General features: G+C 37.8%; 19 protein-coding genes. 6 read left to right on the top strand and 13 right to left on the bottom strand.

Annotated elements, in window-relative coordinates:
• The first annotated feature begins 42 nt into the window (after positions 1 to 42).
• A complete protein-coding gene (locus FFS26_RS02565; protein WP_110009362.1) occupies positions 43 to 387 on the top strand; it encodes a hypothetical protein in 345 nt (114 codons plus the stop codon).
• A gap of 291 nt (positions 388 to 678) precedes the next feature.
• Here FFS26_RS02565 and FFS26_RS02560 read toward each other — a convergent pair whose 3' ends face one another.
• From FFS26_RS02560 to FFS26_RS02530, 7 genes are all read right to left on the bottom strand, one after another.
• A complete protein-coding gene (locus FFS26_RS02560) occupies positions 679 to 1,383 on the bottom strand; it encodes a class I SAM-dependent methyltransferase (protein ID WP_110009364.1) in 705 nt (234 codons plus the stop codon).
• A gap of 203 nt (positions 1,384 to 1,586) precedes the next feature.
• Positions 1,587 to 2,399, bottom strand: coding sequence for a siderophore-interacting protein (locus FFS26_RS02555; protein ID WP_137904203.1), 813 nt, complete (start codon positions 2,397 to 2,399; stop codon positions 1,587 to 1,589).
• A 104-nt stretch (positions 2,400 to 2,503) separates the two neighbouring features.
• Entirely contained in the window at positions 2,504 to 4,714 is a 2,211-nt protein-coding gene (locus FFS26_RS02550) for a TonB-dependent receptor (protein ID WP_137904202.1), read from the bottom strand.
• A gap of 351 nt (positions 4,715 to 5,065) precedes the next feature.
• Positions 5,066 to 6,658 (bottom strand): MFS transporter, encoded by a 1,593-nt coding sequence (locus tag FFS26_RS02545; protein WP_137904201.1) that lies wholly within the window; start codon positions 6,656 to 6,658, stop codon positions 5,066 to 5,068.
• A gap of 102 nt (positions 6,659 to 6,760) precedes the next feature.
• Positions 6,761 to 7,879 (bottom strand): HlyD family secretion protein, encoded by a 1,119-nt coding sequence (locus FFS26_RS02540; RefSeq protein WP_137904200.1) that lies wholly within the window; start codon positions 7,877 to 7,879, stop codon positions 6,761 to 6,763.
• A 22-nt stretch (positions 7,880 to 7,901) separates the two neighbouring features.
• The gene (locus FFS26_RS02535) at positions 7,902 to 9,212 is read right to left on the bottom strand and encodes a TolC family protein (RefSeq protein WP_137904199.1); all 1,311 of its coding nucleotides are present in this window, start codon (positions 9,210 to 9,212) and stop codon (positions 7,902 to 7,904) included.
• An 89-nt stretch (positions 9,213 to 9,301) separates the two neighbouring features.
• Complete coding sequence (locus FFS26_RS02530; protein ID WP_110009370.1) at positions 9,302 to 10,147, bottom strand: helix-turn-helix domain-containing protein; 846 nt, start codon at positions 10,145 to 10,147, stop codon at positions 9,302 to 9,304.
• A gap of 74 nt (positions 10,148 to 10,221) precedes the next feature.
• Here FFS26_RS02530 and FFS26_RS02525 point away from each other — a divergent pair, with 74 nt between their 5' ends.
• Positions 10,222 to 10,695, top strand: a complete 474-nt coding sequence (locus FFS26_RS02525) for a DUF962 domain-containing protein (RefSeq protein WP_137904198.1) — start codon at positions 10,222 to 10,224, stop codon at positions 10,693 to 10,695.
• Here the strand turns inward: FFS26_RS02525 and FFS26_RS02520 are convergent.
• Positions 10,692 to 11,759, bottom strand: a complete 1,068-nt coding sequence (locus FFS26_RS02520) for a DUF2891 domain-containing protein (RefSeq protein WP_110009372.1) — start codon at positions 11,757 to 11,759, stop codon at positions 10,692 to 10,694. The genes FFS26_RS02525 and FFS26_RS02520 overlap by 4 nt on opposite strands.
• A 144-nt stretch (positions 11,760 to 11,903) precedes the next feature.
• Here FFS26_RS02520 and FFS26_RS02515 point away from each other — a divergent pair, with 144 nt between their 5' ends.
• Positions 11,904 to 12,785, top strand: a complete 882-nt coding sequence (locus FFS26_RS02515) for a DUF4349 domain-containing protein (RefSeq protein ID WP_137904197.1) — start codon at positions 11,904 to 11,906, stop codon at positions 12,783 to 12,785.
• A gap of 62 nt (positions 12,786 to 12,847) precedes the next feature.
• On the opposite strand, the gene FFS26_RS02510 is transcribed toward FFS26_RS02515, so the two are convergent.
• From FFS26_RS02510 to dnaA, 5 genes are all read right to left on the bottom strand, one after another.
• Positions 12,848 to 13,225 (bottom strand): hypothetical protein, encoded by a 378-nt coding sequence (locus tag FFS26_RS02510; protein WP_110009374.1) that lies wholly within the window; start codon positions 13,223 to 13,225, stop codon positions 12,848 to 12,850.
• Positions 13,226 to 13,370: 145 nt separating this feature from the next.
• Positions 13,371 to 15,173 carry a lytic polysaccharide monooxygenase gene (locus tag FFS26_RS02505; RefSeq protein WP_137904196.1) on the bottom strand — a complete coding sequence of 601 codons (1,803 nt, stop codon included), beginning with the start codon at positions 15,171 to 15,173 and terminating at the stop codon, positions 13,371 to 13,373.
• A gap of 463 nt (positions 15,174 to 15,636) precedes the next feature.
• Positions 15,637 to 16,335, bottom strand: coding sequence for an SAM-dependent methyltransferase (locus FFS26_RS02500; RefSeq protein WP_110009376.1), 699 nt, complete (start codon positions 16,333 to 16,335; stop codon positions 15,637 to 15,639).
• 64 nt (positions 16,336 to 16,399) lie between these two features.
• Positions 16,400 to 16,846, bottom strand: a complete 447-nt coding sequence (locus tag FFS26_RS02495) for a low molecular weight protein-tyrosine-phosphatase (RefSeq protein WP_110009377.1) — start codon at positions 16,844 to 16,846, stop codon at positions 16,400 to 16,402.
• A gap of 100 nt (positions 16,847 to 16,946) precedes the next feature.
• Positions 16,947 to 18,401, bottom strand: a complete 1,455-nt coding sequence (gene dnaA, locus FFS26_RS02490) for a chromosomal replication initiator protein DnaA (protein WP_002980474.1) — start codon at positions 18,399 to 18,401, stop codon at positions 16,947 to 16,949.
• A 136-nt stretch (positions 18,402 to 18,537) separates the two neighbouring features.
• On the opposite strand from dnaA, the gene FFS26_RS02485 reads away from it, so the two are divergent.
• From FFS26_RS02485 to FFS26_RS02475, 3 genes are all read left to right on the top strand, one after another.
• Entirely contained in the window at positions 18,538 to 18,945 is a 408-nt protein-coding gene (locus tag FFS26_RS02485) for an acyl-CoA thioesterase (RefSeq protein ID WP_137904366.1), read from the top strand.
• Positions 18,946 to 19,203: 258 nt separating this feature from the next.
• Positions 19,204 to 20,052, top strand: coding sequence for a prephenate dehydratase (gene pheA / locus FFS26_RS02480; RefSeq protein WP_137904195.1), 849 nt, complete (start codon positions 19,204 to 19,206; stop codon positions 20,050 to 20,052).
• Positions 20,053 to 20,414: 362 nt separating this feature from the next.
• Positions 20,415 to 21,125, top strand: coding sequence for a hypothetical protein (locus FFS26_RS02475; RefSeq protein WP_110009380.1), 711 nt, complete (start codon positions 20,415 to 20,417; stop codon positions 21,123 to 21,125).
• Positions 21,126 to 21,189: the final 64 nt, after the last annotated feature.

The following is a 21,189-nucleotide window of genomic DNA, read 5'->3' as shown; positions in this document are numbered from 1 at the left end:
AGGCTGTTTCTCTGGAAGCAGCCTTTCTTTTATCTACAGCTTATGGTTAACAAAAATGTTTTAAGAAAACTTTCCAATCAGGAATTAGAAGGATATTTAAAAGAAGGCAACCGCTTTGTTCCGGAGGCTGTTCAGGCAGCTTTTGAAATTCTGGAAGAAAGAGGGCGTATTTTCAATGAGCAGGAAAAAACAGCTGTTCAGCAATTAATTCAGCGTAAACAAGAAGCTGAAGAAGCAAAATTTACAGAAGAACGTGAACTTTGGAAAGATCATATCACTGAAGATACAAATGCTGTTAAACTTTTTTCCGAGAGATCTTATTTTACTTGCTGGAGGACTTTTGGGAACTATTCCAGGAGCTTTATTGTTAGGAATGAATTTTATTAAGCTTAAAAAGTATGGAGCAGCAATTCTAACATTTATTTTCGGAATTGTCTTTTTACCTATTCAGAATTTTTTAGTTCCTCTCATATATAAGGAAAGTACACAAGGCTTTTTTACCTATAGAAAAAGTCCAGAATTTTTCATGGCTGCTGTAGGTGCTTTAATTTTACTGGTACTATGGGTTTTGTTTACACCAAAAAAGCTACCTTATAGGGCAGCTTCGTATATCTTACCAGGTATTATTTGTCTGATAATGTTAGCAATTATCATCAATTACCCCGAATGGTTTTCTGGTTATCTCTTAGTAAGCTTCGCTAAATAAGAATCTTCATCTTTCAATACTCTTTCTATTTTGAAACCATTATTTGTGGCAGCATTTTTCAAGGTATTGAAATCAAGATACAGCCAGGTAATCGGTTCTTCAGATTCCCCTTTATAATGAACCACATAATCCAGCTCGCCATAATATCCGCCTGCAGGAATGTATACTCCGCCATCTTTATCACGATCAAACATATACAGGATATCCGTGCTGTCGATCAGGATCTGCCCTTTGTCATTAAGTAAAGTATGCAGTTTCTGAAGATAGGTATCTATTTTTGCCAGGCTTTCAAAAACTCCCGTACCGTTCATTAACAGTAAAATCGTATCAAAAGTCTCTCCTGAAAAGTCAAGCATATTTTCGCAAACTGCCTTTTTAATCCCTCTCAGCTTACAGACCTCAACAGATTTTGGGGAAATATCCAATGCGGTAACCTCAAGATTTCTTTCATTCTGAAGGTATAAAGAATGAGAACCTGCACCCGCTCCGATATCCAGAACTTTTCCGTTGGATAACTGCAGCGCTTTCTGCTCAATATCATTCATTTCTTCAAAATCTCTGAATAAATAATCCACCGGAAGTTCATCCAGCTCAGAAATTGACGTTTCAGTCTGCAGATCCTCCGGATTTTCATTGTGGTAATAATCCCAGATCGCTCTGCCCATTAAATCTTTCATAGTGCAAAGATAATAGTTCAATGTTCAATGTTCAAAGTTTTTGGTTGAATGTTGTGGGTTTGCGAGGTGCGGGTTTCGAGATGCGGGTTTCGAGGTCACGAGTTTTGAGTTACAAGATTCGGTGTTCCTACAATCTTAAACTTTAAAACCTTAAACCTTGAACTCTCAAACCCTCCCACTCTCAAACTCAAAATCCCTGCCTCCTACTCCATCGATTCCTTCTCCTTATGTCTGTCTGCCTGAGATTCGTTTTCTGCTACGCCTGCTTTCCAGTAAGAATAAGCGTACAATTCCTGGGAAGTCCAGTTTTTCTCTTTTCTCAGATAGGTACGGATTTCTTTCACGCTTGAGAATTCACAGGCTACATAACCAAACTTTGTTGATTCCGGAATTTCAATGCTTTTTACCACATTTGAAATTTCACTGCTGATCTGAGGATGTGGATTGTGTAACCATTTAAAATCAATTTGGGCTTTCGTATCAAGCAGTTGTTCGTCTTCTTTTCCATGAACTTCAATGATACAAATACCTTTTGCCGTTTCAGGAAGTGTTTCCAAAATAGCACTGATCACCGGAATAGCTGTAGCATCTCCTACCAGCAAATACCAATCAGCTGCCGGATACAATTCTTTTCCTTCCAGACGCATCATCACTCCAAGCTTTGAACCTACTTCAGCTTCTCTTACCCATCTGGAGGCTGGTCCACCATCTCCGTGGTCTACAAAATCGATGATCAGTTCATTTTTTTCCAGATCGATTCCTCTGTGGGTATAGGTTCTGATGGAAGGAGCCACATCTTTTGGCGGATACACCCACTGATGGTTTTCATCCAGCGTCGGAAAATGAATCTCATTGAGACCAGCCGGAGGAACTGCAATTTTATTATTATCACCCACCACAGTATTTTTGAATATCTGAACTTCCGGCGAGTAGAGATACACTCTGATAAAATGGTCAGTAATGTATTCTTTTCTGGTGACTTCGGCAACAATCTGCCCTGTTGAAATTTTAGCCATAACTGATTTTTTAAATTAAAATCCGGTTTCCGATCAAGCTCAGAAACCGGATTTGAAATACAATATGTTTTCAGATCAGGGTATTTTAAATCCCGATCATTTTTTTAAAATTCAAAAGTGTAGGAAAGGTTGAATGTTCTCCCTCTTCCTTTATAATTAAACAGTTCCGGAAGTCCGTAAGTAGCATATAAAACCTGGGAACGCTTGCTCCAGATCGTCTGATAATCGGTATTAAACAGGTTCTGAATTCCTACGTTGAATTTTCCCCAGTTGAAACGATATCCCATCATCAGATCTGAGGTATTGTAGCCCTCAACAACATTATTAAGCTCGTCTTTCTGCTTGAAATTCTGTAACGACTGGAATCTGAATGACCAGTTCTTAATATTATATCCGATATACGTCACCAATTTTGAAGGGGAAGCATTGTAAATCTCCTGTTTCTGCCATTCTCCGTCTTTGTCTACTTCAGATTTGATCAAAAGTCCGCTGGCACCGAAATACACTCCATTGCTTAAAGAATAGGAAACCTCAGCTTCAATTCCCATGTTTCTTAATTTCAAATCATTCACAAGAATCTGGAAGGTCTTTTTATCTACAGTAACCGTTTTATCAGAATTACTTAAAAATCCGGCAATCTGCGCTCTTAAACCTCCTCTGTTCACACGGTATCCTACTTCAAACTGATTGGTTTTGATGGCCTGCAGCGGTTGTTCTTTCACATTGATACTGGATACTACATCCCAGTTTGTTCCTACCAATTTGTACTGTCCTATTCCATAAAATTTGGCAGGATCTGCTAAGCTTGCTCCCTGGGAAAATGTTCCCCAAACCTGATGCTGCTCATTAAATTTGTATAATAGCCCTGCATTAGCTAAGGTTACATTATAAGAACTTTCACCTCCCGGAATTGCAGATGCTGAACTTCCATAGCCCATTGCAATTTGGGTCTGTTGTTCAGAACCTACAAAATCATCCATTTTTACGTTGATATGCTGATAACGGATTCCGGCATTCAGTTGTAATTTGGGAAGAATATTGTATTTTGCCTGAACATACCCTGCATAACTCTGTGAATGATTAGTCGGATATCTTCCCAAGCTGTACTTTGTTTCATTCACTAAACCACCGCTGGACATTGTTTTGGCAATATCATAAACAGATTGTGTTCCTTCAAATTTTTCAAAATCGAAATCTGCTCCATAGGTAACGTTCAGTCCTCTCCATGATTTTGACAATAAAGCTTTAATCCCGGAATAATAGGTATCTTGCTGAGAAGAAGACATATAAGGTATTTTTCCCGTCTGTAAGGTAACATTTCCCGGGAATGGGTAGAATCCTAACTTTTCACCTCGCGTAGCCAATTGCACATATAAATCCTGTCCGCCTAAAATTCCGTTTGCGTTATAAGCTACAGTTGCCATATAACGTTCTGTACCTACATTTTTATCAGATGAAAACCCATCTCTCATCTCGAGTAATGAAGCATTTTTTGTTGTAAATGCACTCAGATTTTCTCCTAAAAATAAGCTTCTGTCGCCATTAAATTTAGAATTGTAATACTGAACAGAGGCTGTTATTTTATGTTTATTGTTAAACTGATATCCTCCGGTAGCCAGGATATCAATAGACTGATTATACTGAAGGTCAGTCTGGGTAATATCGGTAAAAAGCTGTTTCTGATCTGCTCCATACACTCCACCATTCTGCTGATAAGCTACTCCCAGTCTTCCGAAGAACTTATCTCCTTTAGCCGCAATAGACTGAGCGGCACGGAAATCATGGTCATCTTTTCCCATAAATCCTGTCCGTACACCCAGTTCAGTTTCACCGCTGATTCCTTTTTTGGAAGGTGTTTTTGTAATTATATTGATAATCCCACCGGTAGCGTTACCTCCGTAAATTGAGCTTGCTCCTGAAAGCACTTCGATTCTTTCGATGTTAAAAGGATCAATGGCATCCAGCTGGCGGCTGATCGCACGGATACTGTTCAGAGAAACACCGTCTATCATCACCAGGGCAGAACGTCCTCTCATATTCTGACCATAATTGGTTCTTCCCTGTGGACCAATATCCATGGAAGGAATCAGAATCGACAACATTTCTTTGATAGGAACTCCGCTTTTCGCCTGTTCCTGAATCTTTTCTTTCTGTACTACCCAGACCGTTCCCGGAACTTCAGAGATTTTTGTAGGTTTTCTGGAGGCTACGATTACCACATCTTCAATACCTTTAGAGGCAATAGAATCTTTTACGGTCTGGGAAAGCATTAGTCCCGAAACCAAAAGACCTATGAATGCATACTTCTTTTTCATTCTTTCTACTCAACGTTTTATAATCTTGCAAAGATAATTCTTATTTAGAAAGAATAAAAATAACCAAACATGAAATTTTCCCTTATTTTATGATAGTAAACCTCTTTTACAGAAAAGTTTTCTAAATCCGGATATATATACACCATTAAGAATGGATTTAAGGAATAAAGTATACTTAAGATAAATCATTCTGATTTTTAAGCTTAAGGCGAAGCTCATCTTAATACTCTAAACACCTTACTATAATCTTAATATTTCAAAAAAGTTTAAAATTTGATATCTTCTTCTTAAAACGTAAAATCCCAGCCCAACTAAGGACCAGGATTTTACTGGTAAAAACAAGGTTTCTTTTTATACTGCAGGACCTGCAGCATCTTTTATTTCTTCTAATAATTTTTTTCTTTCGCGAAGTCTTCTTCTCGCAATGACCGATTTACCGCCAAGAACTCTTACAAATCTGAAATACTGGAATCGTTTTGCTCCGAAATGATGAGTCGCAACATAAATCAGCACTCCCAGTCCCACCAGAATAATATATCCGAATATCTTCTTGGTGGCTATGATAATGGCATTAAGCTGAATGGCTTTCATATTGGCTGCTACATTCTGAGGAGTCACCGTCATTCCATCCATATAAACAGCAAGATCTCCTATTGCCGTAACCTGAAAACGGTATTGAAACCAGGAATATAAAGTTGAAAAAATTCCTACGGCGAGGAAGGTTCTCCAAACCAATACAAGCCCGATGGCCGCCAGCATTTCATCCATTTCAAGCTTATCCAGTGTATAAAACCATACGGAGATAAACAATGAACACATTCCGTAGCCTTTTAAAAACATAGGCAGATACCAGTTGTCATAACTGAACTCCAGCACCATGGAAAAATACATAATAATAGCATATCCAACCATAGCGGCAAAACCGGAAAAAATATACATTTTCAATGGCTTTTCTTTTTTGAACCAGAAAATAGCAAGAGCTCCGGCTAAGATAATTCCGGGAATCATCAGTAGACTCAGCCTGGTATTGGTCAATTGATCATATCCCAAAACTCCTACCGCAAACGTATTCTGAATAGAAGCTGTTCCCAGAAACATTCCCAGCCAGAAAAGCATGAACAAACCGTGCTGCACATTATTTTTTGTGAAAATTTTAAACGAAAGGTAGGGGCGTTTTAAAGTCAACTGACGGATAGAAAGTAGTGCAAAACTGACAAAAGCTGCAATACTTCCATAGATGATGTTCCTGGAGTTGAACCAGTCCTGCTGTCTTCCAAATGAATACACATAAGCCGAAAACATGAATGTTGAAATGAAAAGCAAAATACTCAGCCAGTCAATATAATGCAGCGGTACTTTTAATGCAAAATATTTGTCATGCATAAAAATCCAGTGTATCAATGCTAAAATAAAGCATAAAACAGCTGTAAGCAGGTAGAACTGCTGCCAGTTGTAAAGAAGGGCAAACTCAGCAGCATAATAGGTTGCCACCTGGTTCATTACAAGAACGAAGGTATAGAAAGCTCCGTAAAATACTCCACGATTTCCGATCATAACCATTAATGGCAGAAACAGTTCTATGGTAACCATCATTTTCATAAAGCCAATCATTAAAGAAGTAAAAATAAAAATCATTGGCTGTAAAGTAGTCCCGTTCACGTAGCTCAGCAACCCTAAAAGCACCAGAAGCAACACCATCTTGTCCCTTACTTTGAATCTCATTTTGATTCTCAGAACAACAGGCATGCAAGCTCCCATCCCAATGGTAGTGGCGTAATTGGCCCACATAAAATATTCTGTCATGGCGCCGGTACCGCTTACCAGAGAACTGATATTTCCTGTATACACCCCGCCGATGGGCATTACCACAGCAAGCAGTAATACAATCAGCAACAGCTGTACGGGTTTCGGTACCCAATCGCTATATAATCCTTTGTTGTACATGATTTTTTAGGGAATAGATTTCAGATATCAGATGGCAGACTTTCAACATTCAGCGTTAGCTTTCCATACGCATAATACCCGGCATCTGATATCTTTCATCTTTTAGTCTTTATTAATATTCACATTCATATTCATTCCGGCGCTCAGCTTATCCAGATCTTCTTTTTTGTTGGAAGCTGTAAACTCAATTCTTACAGGGATTCTCTGTTGTACTTTGATAAAGTTTCCGGTAGAATTGTCTGTAGGCACGCTTGAGTATCTTGATCCGGTAGCCGCTGAAACAGCAGTCACAATTCCTTCGAATTGTTTCCCTCCTAAAGCATCCGCTGTCATAGAAATTTTTTCTCCTACTTTGATATTCGGCATCTGGCTTTCCAGGAAATTGGCAGTTACCCACTTCTGGCCGTTCAGAACGATTGTCGCAACCTGCTGTCCTGGTTGGATGAGCTGGCCTTCAGAAATAGTTCTTCTTCCCATTACTCCATCATAAGGCGCTGTAATCACAGTATACGAAAGATTGATCCTCGCCATATCCAAAGCAGATTTTGTTCTTTTAATTTCAGCATCATTGATCCCCAATCTGCTTTTTACTTCAGTTGTAGAAAGGTTTGCAGATTGCTTTTGATTGACTAAGGTTTCATAAGCAGCCTTCTGAGCATCATATTCTGTCTTCACCTGATCATATTGTTGTCTCGTAACGGCTTCGGCTGCCAAAAGATTTTTATATCGGTTTAAATTCTGTTCGGCATTCCACAATCTTGCTTTTGCTCCTGCAATATTGGACTGCATCACATTGATATTGTTGGAAACTGTGTTTACAGAAGAGCTGGTCGCTGTTTTTTGAGCCATAGCATTCTGATAGGCGGCTTCAGCCTGTCCCAGTTGCGTAAGGATTTCACGGTCGTCAAGAATGACCAAAGTATCGCCTTTTTTTACACGCTGATGTTCAATAAATTTAATTTCTTTGATATAGGCAGAAACTCTGGTATTGATAGGATTGATAAATTCTTCTACCTGTGCTGCTTCCGTATAGGTTTTACTTCCGATATGAAAGTATTCTCGTATTAACCAGAATAATCCGAAACCGATCACCAGAAAAACGATGATATTGGATATAATGGCTCTGATTTTATTGGTTTTATTTTTCTTTTTCTTATGCTCTGCAGCAGATGTTGCCGGAGTAGGTGTTGTATTTTGAGTAGTTTGTCCCTTGTTTTCCATTGTGTTGATTTTCAGTTTTAAATTAAAGTGTTCCTGTAGATTTCAAAAGGTTGTAATACTGATATAAAACATTGATTTCAGCATTGGCGTAATCAAGCTCTGCCTGCAGTTTCTGGTTCTGTGCATCAATCATTTCCGCCTGCACGGCCAGCTGATTCAGATATTTGGCTTCCGTAATCTTGTAGTTTTCTTCCGCCAGTCTTTTGGAATCATTCAGAATATCTGCCTGCTGAATCGCTTCCTGATATTTGGTATAGGCAGCATTCACTGCCATATCTACATTCTGCTGCACCAGAGTCATGGCATCATTTGCCTGATTCTTTTGCAGTTCTCCTAATTTTACTTTTTCTTTTGTTTTATAGAGAGTATCAATGTTGTAACTCAGAGAAACCCCAGTCTGCCAGCCCCCTGAGTACATATCCAAAACAGGATTTCTCGTCGTGATCGGTCTTTGCAGCGTATATCCGCCAAATCCGGCCAGCGTAGGTGAATTGTCTGTTTTGATGATTTCAATATTCTTATCTGCTACCGCAATGTTTTTTTGAGCAGATTTCAGCAAAGGATTGCTTTCGTGTGCAAGATCTGTGTAGTAATCCATACCTATTCCTGCTTCTTTAGTCTCCAGACTTTCTGTAGGCACGATCTCTGTGTCAGAAGCTAAACCTAAAGCAATATTCAGATTATAATTAAGGATTTTTTTATTGTTGGTAAGGGTAAGAATCCCCTGATCCAGGTTTTTGATGGCCAATTCTCCACGAATCACTTCGTTTCGCGTTACCATTCCCTGCTGATAGAACTTCTGGATATTTTTCAGACGTTCCAGAGCCAGTTTTTTGTTATTCTGAAATACTTCTTCCTGATTGATGATTTTATAGACATCCAGATAATTGGAAATCACTAAAAATTTCACATCCTGTTTATTTTTCTCTAAATCCAGTTCCGAAAGCTGTTCGCGAAGCCCAGCCATTTCAATAGATTTATTCACCAATCCTCCTTTGAAGATCAGCTGTGTTGCCTGTACCGCATACGAACTTCCGTAATGTGGCATCGGAACGTTTGTAGAATTTGAAAAATCTTTATCAATGGCTACTGCATCTCCTAAATAGAACTGGCTTGTAGAAGCTGTAATTGTAGGAAGTTTCTGAAGCTTAACCACATTGGTGTTCTGCTTTGCAATATCAATATTCTGTGCGGAGACTTTGAGCTGCTGGTGATTCTGAACAGCGAGTTCCGCCACCTCACCTGCGGTCATCTGTTTGATCTGTTGTGAAAAAAACAGCGCAGGAAAAGCTGCTATCAATACTGATAGTGCTGTTTTTATTTTCTTTGTCATTTTACCTTGTTTTACAGATGCAAAGTTAGGTCAGCAACAAAATCAATCAAATGTTTGATTTTTGGAAAAAGATGTTCAAATGTAAGATTTTAATTTTCGAACTGATGTCTGTACTGTCTAGGGCTTACCTCAAGATGCTTCTTAAAAAAATGAGAAAATGAGTATTGATCGCTGAATCCGAGAATTGAGGAAATCTCCGAAACCGGTTTATTGGAAGAGTTTAAGAGCACTTTCGCTTCATTAATAACAATTAAAGCAATGATCTGACTTGCAGATTTTCCCGTAATGGTCTTTACTACAGAAGAAAGATGTCTGGTTGTAATTGACTGCCGTTCGGCATAGAATTCAACGGTTCTTTCAGTAAGATGATGCTCTGCAAGATCGGTAAGAAAGACAAATACAATTTCTTCCTGTCTGGACATCTGGTTCATAGAGCTGTTATCCTCCTTGGAAATAATTCCTGCCATCTGATAGCAGAAAACAGAAAAAAGGTGCTCTACCATTTCCTTCTTATAAAGCATTTCGGTATCAGAATCCAGGATATATTTCAGGAAATTGACGCTTTTCCAAACGACTTCCATTTCGTCTTCAGGAAAAGGAACTCCTTTATTCATCTGCTGTCTGAAATATCGGTAAGTAATCAGACGATTAAATTTTAATGATAAGGCAGAAATAAATTCTCTTTTATAAGAAACCATCCTCGACTGAAAGTCAGCCGTTACTCCTACCACTTCATAAATAGTTTGGGGATCGGTTACCATAAACATGTTGGCAGAAACCTCCAGATCACTGAAGTGCTGGCGAAGTTTTATAGTTCCTGATTTAATAAATATAAATGCAGGATTTTCGGGACGAAACGGTTTACCTACAGCTATTCGCTCGAAAATATTCCGTTCCGTAAAAATATCGACGCCAAATTTTTCCAGGGCAGACATAAGACAAATGTAAGCAATCTTACCAGTGATTACAAAATTTTATTATTTTAGCAGGAATCCAATTTCCCTTTAGTATGAGAAAGGTTGATCTATTATTTGCAGAATACAGTAAAAGCCATAGAAACCCGACCAACAAGTTCATTCACTGGATTTGTGTACCCTTAATTTTCTGGACGATTCTGGGGTTCGCCTCCCTGATTCCTTCCCCTCATTTCTGCGCTTCCTATTTCGGATGTGCCAGTATCGTAAGCCTTATTGTGATTATTCTGATCACCCTTTTCTATATAAGGCTGTCTTTATTGATCGCTGTTATCATGATCGTGGTCATGCTCATGATGGAACATTTCATCTATCTGGCCAATATCAGTTTCGGAAGACAATCATGGATGGTTTACCTTTCTGTGTTTATCATCACATGGATTTTTCAGTTTATCGGGCATAAAATTGAAGGAAAAAAGCCTACTTTCCTTAAAGATCTCCAGTTTCTTCTGATAGGACCCATATGGCTTTTAGGCTTTGTTCTTAAAAAGACAGGAATCAGATATTAATCTTCCAGCGCATATACCGCAAAACTGGCCAGCCAGTGATCCCCGCCATAATTTCCCTGAAAAAGTAATGGTAATCCATTATTGAGAAATACATCAGCTGTTTTCTTAAAATCTTTTTTCAGGGGATGATTAGCGGGAAGTGCATTTGAGATTCCTTTCATACACCATGCTTTAGAAAAAGATAGCCCTACAAGATGAACGGTTTGGTAATCGCTCAGATCACTTACTACAGGAATTTTTTCAACATTTTCAAGACTTCTCTTTTCGTAGAAAGCATTCAGCCACTGTACAAATTCTTTTTGAGGAAGCACTCTTCGCATCAGGTCTGCAATTTCAAGACTTGGCGAAAAGAAATCGGATCCGTCCGGTTCCAGATAAGCAGGTGTTTTCAGTTCTTTCAAGAAAAAGTATTTTGCCTTTTCCGTCAACTGGCTTTCAAACTCCTTATCTTTATTGGCTCTGGCCCAATCGATGGCAAAAGACATGGCAAATGCCGTGTTAGGATGAACTCCGGTTCTGTTAGGATATGTTTGCTTTGGAAGATAAGTTTTCCATGATTTCAGGATCTGATCTGTCAGCGGTTTCAGATTTTGGTGCCATATTTTAGCTTTCGGATGATCCCAGGTTGTGAGTTCTTCATCTAGTTTTAAGATCCACGCCCAGCCATAGGTTCTTTCAAAAGTTCCTGTCAGCTGATATTTTGTAAAGTAATCTGCTTCTGTCTGAAGTTTTTCTTTTTGAAATGATTCATCCAGAATTTTTTCAATCTCTTTGGCATTGGAGAGATTGGGTTTCGTTTTCAAAAGTCTGGTCAGCATCCAATGACCGTGAACAGAGCTATGCCAGTCGAAACATCCATAAAAACTAGGGTGAAGATCTTTTGGAGTCAAAGGAACTTCGCCTGCATTATTGATGATATGGGCAGTTTTATTAGGATATTCCTGCTTGATACAGTGAAGAGGCTTGTCGGATAATTTCATTGCCATTTCGTCTGTAAGTTTCGGAGCTTCCTGGGCATACATCAGAAATGGAGAAAACGCTAATGCTAAAAGACTTTTTTTCATGAATTAAAAATAGAAATTATTTACCAGTCTCAGCAATTTTCAGATTGGTTTTACAGCGAATTATTTTTAAATTTTAATCAATCTTACCTTATAATCATTTTTGAGCACACTTTTTGATCATACCCATAAAAAACTAATTAACCCATGAAAAAAATTATTTTCCTGTTATCAGGTCTTATTCTAATCAACTGCAGCAAATCAGGCGGCGAAAAACACGAAGCGAAAGCCGACATGATGGAAGTTATAACCGAGGATAAAGCGCCTTCTTCCGCAGCTTCATATTCACCAATTTCTGTTTCCGAAAAGCTGGTATCTGATGAAAATGGAACCAACAAAGACGTTTATACCCCTAAGAAAACAGATACGGTCTCCAAAAAAATTATCAAAAACGGTGATATGAAGATTCAGGTGGGCGATATACAAAAAGCACAGAAACAGGTCAATGAAATTATCAGGAAAAACAGTGCTTATATCCAGAAAGAAGAATTTCAAAATACGGATATGGATGATAATCTTAGTCTGATCATTCGTGTGCCCCATAAAAACTTTGATGCATTGATTAACTCTTTTTCAGATGGCGTTGGAACCGTTTTGTCTAAAAACATTTCATCCAATGACGTTACTGAAGAATATACTGATGTAGCGATAAAGCTGGCCAACAAAAAGATATATCTTGAAAAATACCGTGATATGCTTAAAAGTGCTGCTACCACAAAAGATATGCTGGAGATCCAGGAAAATATCCGTGAACTGGAAGATGAAATTGATGTGGCCGAAGGCAGACTTCGTTTTATTGATGACCGGGTGAATTACAGTACTCTGAATTTGAATTTATACAAAGAAAAAGTGAGAAGTTCCGCCACGTCAAAAATAGGTTTTGGGAGCCGTTTTGTAGATTCGGTAACGGAAGGCTGGAACAGTTTTGTAAGCTTTATGCTTGGAATCATTTCTCTGTGGCCTTTCTTTTTGCTTATTCCTGTTATTATTTTTATTTGGAGAAAATGGAGATCAAAGAAAAAGGATTAAAATTAACTTATTAAAAATCCGGGCATCTTCGATGCCCGGATTTTCACTGCATTATCTACAATTTAACTATTAAAATATTCTTTTACTGTTTCAAGTACCTTTTCATCTGCCATTTTCTGTGAGGTTCCCAATGTAATTTTCAAATCTCTGAACTGAGCCGTATCATGAAGGAAGTGCTTAAGTTCCTCTTGTGTTACACCCGGTCCTGTAATATACACTTCCTGAGAATTGGTCAGTAACTTTTCAATTTCTTTAAAAAACTTGTTTCTGTTGGTAATTTCAGCGTTGTTTCCAGCGTTCTCACTGGAGTTTCCGTGCTGTATCTCTGCTTTCACCGGTTTGCAAAGGATAAATTCAGAAACATTTTGTGCATCGTGATTCCTGGCTACAATGGCTTTCTCTGTATCAATCCAGATTCCTGCTAATTTTTTATCAGACATAATCATATAATTTTAAGTGATAAATACTTAAAAACAAGAATAATGCAATAGTCTTGTTAAGGGCTGTTAAATATTTTTATAATTCTGCAAAAAAAAACCATCCACAAAATATGGACGGCTTTTTTGATATTTCAGATCGTTTTTGTTATTTTCTGATGGTTTTAGTACTATTTTTTCCGTCATTATAAAGGATTTTCACAAAATAGATTCCGGATTGAAGACGGCTAATGTTCATACTGTTTTTATCGGGATTTATAAAAGTCAAGATCTGAAGTCCGTGAGGGGTAATGACATCTACCCTGCTTATTTGAGCATAATAAGTTTCCGGTGCAAAATTGATCATATGTTCAGATACAATTACTGAAAGGTCATTTTCTTTATTGGCAAGAGCTGATCCCTGACAGTTCTGTCCTTCATTGCAGTCGCTTACAATTTTCCAGACAGCATTATTTCCCGGTGTATCCCCTGGATTTGCGTACCATTTATTCTCCCAGATTTTACAGGTATAGAAAACCTTTGTTCCTGCTGCTGGATATGTTTTTGCCGGATTATATTCCTGTGCACCGCAATAAGTAACCGTACCACCTGATTCGCAGCCTGTCCCTTCAGTACATGTACTTATTTCCTCCCATACCATATTGATTCCAGGCATTTCTCCCGGATTTGCGTACCATTTGTTTTTCCAGATTTTACAGGAGTAAAAAACTTTCGTTCCGGCTGCAGGATAAGCATTGGCAGCGTTATATTGCTCTGCTCCACATTGGGTCTGGCCATTTCCTGATGTAATTTTTTTTGTTCTGACTTTTAATTCATTACTTACATCAGAAAGCTGATCGTTCATTGCAACAGATTTTACCGTATAAGTATATTCTGTGTCCTGTGTCAATCCGGTTCGTAAAAAGCTTGTTTGTACTGTCTCTCCTACTTTAATTCCATTCTCAAATACCTGGTAATTTTTGATTCCCTGCGAATGGGTTGAGGCCGTCCACATTAGTGAAACAGAGTTTTCAGTAACTGCCATTGAATGCAGGTTGGATGGTGCTGTAGGCTTTTCAGGAATGCCTTCACTGTTTGTCTTTACATTGAGTGGTGCACTTTTCGCTGAAGTAAGCCCTGAAGATCCTTTCGCCTGAATTTCATAGGTATATGTCGTATTGGCTGTTAAACCAGTATCCTGGAATGTAGCCGTAGTTACCTGCTGAATGTTTTGTCCGTTGCGGAAAACGTTATAGGATACCGCATCAGACTGTGCATTCCAGCTTATTTTGGCAGAAGTGCTTGTTATTCCTACCTGTGCTAAGCCTGTCGGGGTGGCAGGTGCAGAAACTCCTGTTCCGGAGGTTACGTTAACATCAATTACATTATAAAATGCATTGGTTGTATCTGCTACATCCCAGACCGCTAAAATAATATGATAGCCGCTACGGTTTGCAGGAACGGTAATCTGATGAGAAACATTATCCTGCGGAGGTGTCCCATTATGTGCAACAGTTCCAATAAGCTCAAGATCCTGACGGGAAAGTGGTTGATTGGGATTCCAGCCCTGCTTTGTGATATAATAATGCCATTTTGCTGTCGCATGATACGCGGAATATTTCCAGATAAAGGCATTCACACCCGTGGAAATATTGGTTTTCTTCCAACGGTCGGCAGTCTGTATGTCCAGTGTAGTGTCTCCACCAATACTTCCATTAGCAGAGGCAATCTTTCCATCTGCAGGACCCGCTGCAGGAAACCCTTTCGGAGCTTCCAGAGATCCAGGTTCATTAATAACAGATCCATAGATACTAAATGCGGCAGAATAACCTAGTGCAGCCTTGTCCAGGCTTCCCTGATATCCTCTTGATGCAGGACTCAGTACATATCCGTGTGCAGAAACATGAGTTAAAGAAGGTACCAGTATGGCCAACATCAGCAGTACCGGAAAAAAAATTTTACGTGTCATCATATTTTAAGATTTTGGTGTTGTTTGGGCTGAATTGATTGTAAGCAAAACGGAACATACATCATTTGTAATTCAATGAATACAAGCTAAATTAACTTGCAGCGTTTAAATCAGTTCAATTATGATATGTATAATAAAAAATCAAACTATATAAAACAAGATCATAAATATTATCAATTACATTAAAATTTTAAAATTCATAATGCGTTATATTTAAATATAAAATTAGAACATTTTACATTACAAAAATATATAAACGCCATGATATTTATCACTAATTGTTGAAATATTTTAGTTAAAATTATACATCAATAAATGAAAGAACGAAAAAAGAAAACTTATAAATCGTATTTATAATATTCCAACCCATTCTAAATAAAAAAGCAAAGGCCGCGAAATAATCACAGCCTTTTTCTATTTTGTACTCAAAAACTCTCGTACTTATTGTCAACTACAGGAGCAAAGTTTATTTCCCAAGTACGAAGACTGCAGGAATTTTGTGAAGCTCCGGCTTTTGTTTCTGCCAGTCTTTTATGGTTTTTGTTTTGATGAATTCATGTTCAGGATCGTTGATATTAGCAGCGATACAAAGCTTTGTATTGGGTGATAAGAATTTACACAAATCTTCAAAAAGTTGATTGTTTCTGTAAGGCGTTTCCATGAAAATCTGAGAATATCCGGTTTTCTGAACAAAGCTTTCCAGGTTCATGATCTGTTTCTTTTTCTCTCCTTTATCAATAGGAAGATAGCCATGGAAAGTAAATTCCTGTCCATTAAATCCGCTTGAAATCAGCGCCAGGATAATGGATGAAGGCCCCGAAACCGGGATCACTCTGATATTTTTCTCATGACACCATTTCACTATCAGATTTCCAGGATCTGCAATACATGGTAATCCTGCTTCTGACAATAATCCAAAGTCCTGCCCTTTCAGCATCAGCTCCTGAGCTTCCTTAATATCTGCGTTTTCCGTGTATTTATCTAACAAAAACAACTTCAGATCAGACTGCTTTTTTTCAGGAGCAAAAAATTTCACAACCTTTCGGGCAGTTTTCTCATTTTCCACAAAGAAATAATCGGTCTGCATAATATAATCCTTCACAACAGGTGAAAAGTGGTTGATAGAAGTATTTTCTGATAAGTAAGCAGGGAGTAAAAAAAGCATTGTATTATTTTTTAGTTCTTTTTAAGTGAAGGTGTTGGAAATATTCTGCATGTCATGCTCATTATTATGATAATTGATTTTTGATAGCTTCACAACCTTTATCCAAAAGCTGGAAAACCTTTTCAAAATCGTTCATATCGCCCCAATAAGGATCTGGCACTTCAGCATTTTTGTGATCTCCCAATACCTCTAAAAACAAGGATACTTTCTGACGTTCTTCTTCATTTTTAGTTTTAGAAACAACATCTCCGAGTACATCAACATCCATACAGTAGATTTTATCAAAGGTTTCAAAATCTTTCCTGGTGATAGGTCTTGATCTTTGCTGCGATATATCAATATGATGATTAGCTGCAGTTTTAATGGCTCTTTTATCCGGATGCTCGCCTTCATGCATTGAAATAGTTCCGGCAGAATCTACCCAATAATGATCCGGTAGTTTCGTTTTCATAATTCCTTCCGCCAATGGACTTCTGCATATATTTCCCAGACAAACCATTAAAATTTTCATATTCTGTTTTTTTTAAAAAAGTCTTTTGTTACGACAAAACTAAATAAAAAATGAAGAATAAAACTATCCTTCATTTTAATTTATGTAAGCTCAACCTTATTTATTGTTTGATTCTTTCAGTAAGGTCTTTTACGTATTTCTTGATTTCTTTATCAATTTTTGAAACGTCTTTGATTGTATCACAAGCATACATTACTGTAGAGTGATCTTTTCCTCCCATTTCCTCACCAATTTTGGTAAATGTAGAATTGGTAAACTCTTTGGAGAAGTACATCGCAAGCTGTCTTGGTAATGCAATCTCTCTTTTTCTTGTTTTTGAAAGCAACTGCTCCTTTTTGATTCCAAAATAATCACAAACCACTTCCTGAATGTAAGGAATATTGATCACCTTCTTCTGGTTAGCAGCAATTCTGTTGATGGTTTCTTTAAGCAACTCAAGACTAAGGTCTCTCTTATACACTGTAGAGTAAGCGATCACAGAGTTGATAACCCCGATAAGTTCTCTTACATTGGTTTTTGCTTCAGCAGCAAGGAAGTCAAGCATATCGCCAGGAAGAACAATTCCGTCTCTGCTTAGCTTATCTTCAATGATCTGTCTTCTTGTAGATAGATCCGGAGATTTGATTTCTGCAGAAAGTCCCCATTTGAAACGGGAAACAATTCTGTCCTGGATATCCATAATATCTGCGGGAGCCTTATCTGAAGTAAGGATAATCTGTTTTCCATTCTGATGCAGGTGATCAAAAATATGGAAGAAACTGTCCTGTGTTGCCGATTTTCCGGACAGGAACTGAATATCATCAATAATCAGTACATCTACCATTTGATAGAAATTAGCAAACTCAGTCTGCTTATGAGCTTTAGCCGCAGAGATAAACTGCTGGATAAACTTTTCAGAAGACAGATAAAGAACTACTTTATCAGGAAACTGATTTTTTACTTCAAGACCAACAGCTTGTCCCAGGTGGGTTTTTCCAACTCCATAACCTCCATATAGGAATAACGGGTTGAAAGCTGTTGCTCCAGGTCTTTTGGCAATGGATCTGGCTACAGTGGCTGCAAATTTATTGCTTTCCCCTTCTACATAACTATCAAACGAATAGTCAGGCTTCAGGTTAGAATCTATGTTTACTTTTCTAATTCCAGGAACGACAAACGGGTTTACAATATTAGCAGAAAAACCTTGCGGCATTGTTTCCTGTGTTTTCGGAGTAGGAACGCTTTGTCCCTTGATGTTCATGGTAACAGGTTTTTCTTCACCTTTTGGTCTGTTTTCCATCACAGAATACCATAATTTCACTCCTTTTCCAATATTTTTCTTCAGGGCAGCAGAAAGCAAGGACAGATAATTATCCTCTATATATTCCTTGTAAAAATCACTCGGCACGATCAGCGTAAGGTTGTTGGCCACCAATGAAAGCGGCTGAACCTTATCGAATAGCATATCGAAAGATTTTTCAAGTTTTTTAAGGTCAGAATTGTCTTCAGCGGCGTTCAGGTTATCGCGCATAAACTGAAGGCATTTCTGCCATATCATCATTAAATTGTCATCCATTTTTTAAGCCCCGATTATTCTTTGTTTGTACTGTGTTTAGAAGGAAGACAAAGGTCCAATTTTTTCTTTTCAAAAAAAAATATTGCAGGTATTGATTATTTAAAAATATATTTGTATGTATAATTTAACGCCTAAAATGATACACACAACACACTCAATACGAGTACGTTACGCAGAAACAGATCCGATGAAATACGTATACTACGGAAACTATGCAACGTACTTCGAAGTAGCGAGAGTTGAACTCTTCAGAAGCATAGGAATTTCATACGATGAAATTGAAAACCAAGGAATTTGGCTTCCCGTTTCGGACTACAAAATTAAATATATCCGCCCTGCTTTGTATGATCAAAAATTAGAAATCCATACTTATGTTAAAAAAATTCCGGGGGTAAGGATCGAATTTGAATATGAAATCTACAATGAAGAGCATATTAAAATAACAGAAGCTTCCACTACTCTCTTCTTTTTAGATTCAAAAACCAACAAAGTGATCAGGTGTCCGGATTTTCTGATGGAACTGATTGAGAAGAACTGGAAATGATAGGTAGCAAGTAGTAGGTTGCAGGAATTAGGGAGATACCCTACGAAATATTGGGTAGAGGTTTTATAAAGGTGAAGGGTGAATTTTCAATAGAGTTAAAATATCTATCTCAAATTATCCGGTCACAAAATAAACCCGCAACTCGTAACCCGTAACTCGCAACTAAAAACATTACACTTTAAACTCTACCCCCTCTATGTTTATGAATTAATTCGCACCTTTGTACCATTATTTTAATCATCCCTTATATATTATATTATGAAGATTGCATTTTTGGGACCTCATGCCAGTTTCACCCAGCTTGCTACAGCACAGCTTTTCCCTGATGACGAAATAGTACCGCAAGCCAGCATCCTGGATTGTTTTGATGCCGTTGAAAACGGAGAGGTAGTAAAAGCAGTAGTACCTTTGGAAAACTCTATTGAAGGAACCGTATCGATGACGCTGGATTATTTATATAAGACTCCGTCTATTAAGATAGAAGCAGAAGCAGTAATGCCTATTGCGCATCACCTGATGATTCATCCGGAAAATTCTATTGAGAATATCGAAAGAATATATTCTCACCCACAGGCTCTTGCACAGAGCTTCCATTTTCTGGACACTCATTACAAAGAGATTCCGAAACAGGATTTTTCCTCCACTGCAGCGGCCGCAAAATTTGTTTCTGAAAACCCGGAGACTCCTATTGCTGCAGTAGCCAATCAGTTTGCTGCCAATTTATATGGCTTAAAAATTGTGAACCGTAATATTCAGGATTTTGAACAAAACCATACCCGGTTTATCATTATTTCCAAGGAGCAGAACCAATATCAAAATGACCAACTGGAAACGCTGGGTGAAAAATCAGGAATGCTCATCACGCTTCCGGAAGATCATCCCGGTGGTTTACATCAGGTTTTATCGGTTTTTGCATGGAGAAAAATGAACCTTAGCAAAATAGAATCCAGAACCTTAAAAACAGGTTTGGGAAATTATTTCTTTTTTATCAATGTGGAAGGACCATGGAAGGAGGTTTTGCATGAAAATGCACTCAAAGAGCTTGAATCAATCAACGCTAATGTAGATTTTCTTGGGAATTATAAAGAATTCCTTTTGGAAAGCTAAGAAAACAAATAAATCTGTTCAAAAACACTGTCGTTACGGCAGTGTTTTTTTTATTCATTTGAGAAATATTAAATTCAAAAAAACTTTTATAATAAATTATCTATGGATAACACCTTCTGTTTAAACCAATAAATAACCCACACAACAGGGAGAATTATCTTTTACCAAAACACTGATAAACAATATATTAAATTAAAAATAAATATAATAAGTCGTAACCAAATTATGTCTAAATATTAACTAAAATATAAACATATGTTTAAATATATTACATCATAATAATGTTAATTTTAAAGATTTCACAATGCTGAGTATAATTTTTGTTGTATATTTGCTTAGCAACTAATTTAAAAATCTTGATCATGAAAACTAAACTTTACAGCTTAATGTTAGCATGTGCAGCGTTACCATTATTCTCACAGGTGGGTATTAATACAGCCAACCCATCTGCAACTCTAGATGTTAATGGAACTTTGAAAGTTCGTGATACCCCTGCCGCTACAGCCCTACCTGGATATCAGATTTTAGCTGTTAATCAGGGAACTACCCAGGTATTCTCAGTTGACCCGTCATTGCTAAGTGCAGCTGCCGGAACCAACACTTCTGTATATTCTGCGAAAAAAACAACTGGTATAACCCTTCTGAATTTAGGGGTTTTACCTGCTGATTTTCAGCCTGTCAGCTTTGTACAAGCCGACAGAACGATAGGAACTGCGGCGTTATTTACCAATGCTGATGGTTCTTATAATATTCCATCAACCGGAGTATATGCTGTTGGATTTGCGTTCAGATATGGTACAGGTTTACAGGCTTCTTTATTGTCAGGATCTCCCGGTATCGCTATCGCAAGAACCAGATCTGCAGTAACCACTTTGATAGACACACGTCCATTCAGTGGAGTTAATCTTGCATTAGCAGTTAACTTAACACTTTCCGATTCCAGCATCAATTCTTTGTATTCATTCCAGGCGGGTGACAAAGTTTCTTTCGGACTTGTAGATTCCGGTGTTATCACGGCAGGATTATTAGGATCCAGTATTGCGTCATTCTACATTTACAAAGTATCGAACTAGTAAAACATATTGTTAGTTATCTATACCATTTAACCCATCGCTTATAACGCGATGGGTTAATTTT

This window comes from Chryseobacterium sp. 2VB, assembly GCF_005503635.1.
In the GTDB taxonomy this organism is placed as follows: Bacteria; Bacteroidota; Bacteroidia; order Flavobacteriales; family Weeksellaceae; genus Chryseobacterium; species Chryseobacterium cupriresistens.
Note: the sequence above shows the minus strand (reverse complement) of the source record. Positions and strands in the feature narration are given on the sequence as shown.

Coding starts and splice junctions, on each gene's coding strand:
- FFS26_RS02485 (WP_137904366.1), top strand. CDS start 18,538: ATGATACACACAACACACTCAATACGAGTACGTTACGCAGAAACAGAT.
- FFS26_RS02540 (WP_137904200.1), bottom strand. CDS start 7,879: ATGGAAAACAAGGGACAAACTACTCAAAATACAACACCTACTCCGGCA.
- FFS26_RS02525 (WP_137904198.1), top strand. CDS start 10,222: ATGAGAAAGGTTGATCTATTATTTGCAGAATACAGTAAAAGCCATAGA.
- FFS26_RS02500 (WP_110009376.1), bottom strand. CDS start 16,335: ATGCTTTTTTTACTCCCTGCTTACTTATCAGAAAATACTTCTATCAAC.
- FFS26_RS02560 (WP_110009364.1), bottom strand. CDS start 1,383: ATGAAAGATTTAATGGGCAGAGCGATCTGGGATTATTACCACAATGAA.
- FFS26_RS02530 (WP_110009370.1), bottom strand. CDS start 10,147: ATGTCTGCCCTGGAAAAATTTGGCGTCGATATTTTTACGGAACGGAAT.
- FFS26_RS02545 (WP_137904201.1), bottom strand. CDS start 6,658: ATGTACAACAAAGGATTATATAGCGATTGGGTACCGAAACCCGTACAG.
- FFS26_RS02555 (WP_137904203.1), bottom strand. CDS start 2,399: ATGGCTAAAATTTCAACAGGGCAGATTGTTGCCGAAGTCACCAGAAAA.
- FFS26_RS02515 (WP_137904197.1), top strand. CDS start 11,904: ATGAAAAAAATTATTTTCCTGTTATCAGGTCTTATTCTAATCAACTGC.
- FFS26_RS02510 (WP_110009374.1), bottom strand. CDS start 13,225: ATGTCTGATAAAAAATTAGCAGGAATCTGGATTGATACAGAGAAAGCC.
- FFS26_RS02535 (WP_137904199.1), bottom strand. CDS start 9,212: ATGACAAAGAAAATAAAAACAGCACTATCAGTATTGATAGCAGCTTTT.
- pheA (WP_137904195.1), top strand. CDS start 19,204: ATGAAGATTGCATTTTTGGGACCTCATGCCAGTTTCACCCAGCTTGCT.
- FFS26_RS02550 (WP_137904202.1), bottom strand. CDS start 4,714: ATGAAAAAGAAGTATGCATTCATAGGTCTTTTGGTTTCGGGACTAATG.
- FFS26_RS02475 (WP_110009380.1), top strand. CDS start 20,415: ATGAAAACTAAACTTTACAGCTTAATGTTAGCATGTGCAGCGTTACCA.
- FFS26_RS02520 (WP_110009372.1), bottom strand. CDS start 11,759: ATGAAAAAAAGTCTTTTAGCATTAGCGTTTTCTCCATTTCTGATGTAT.
- FFS26_RS02565 (WP_110009362.1), top strand. CDS start 43: ATGGTTAACAAAAATGTTTTAAGAAAACTTTCCAATCAGGAATTAGAA.
- dnaA (WP_002980474.1), bottom strand. CDS start 18,401: ATGGATGACAATTTAATGATGATATGGCAGAAATGCCTTCAGTTTATG.
- FFS26_RS02495 (WP_110009377.1), bottom strand. CDS start 16,846: ATGAAAATTTTAATGGTTTGTCTGGGAAATATATGCAGAAGTCCATTG.
- FFS26_RS02505 (WP_137904196.1), bottom strand. CDS start 15,173: ATGATGACACGTAAAATTTTTTTTCCGGTACTGCTGATGTTGGCCATA.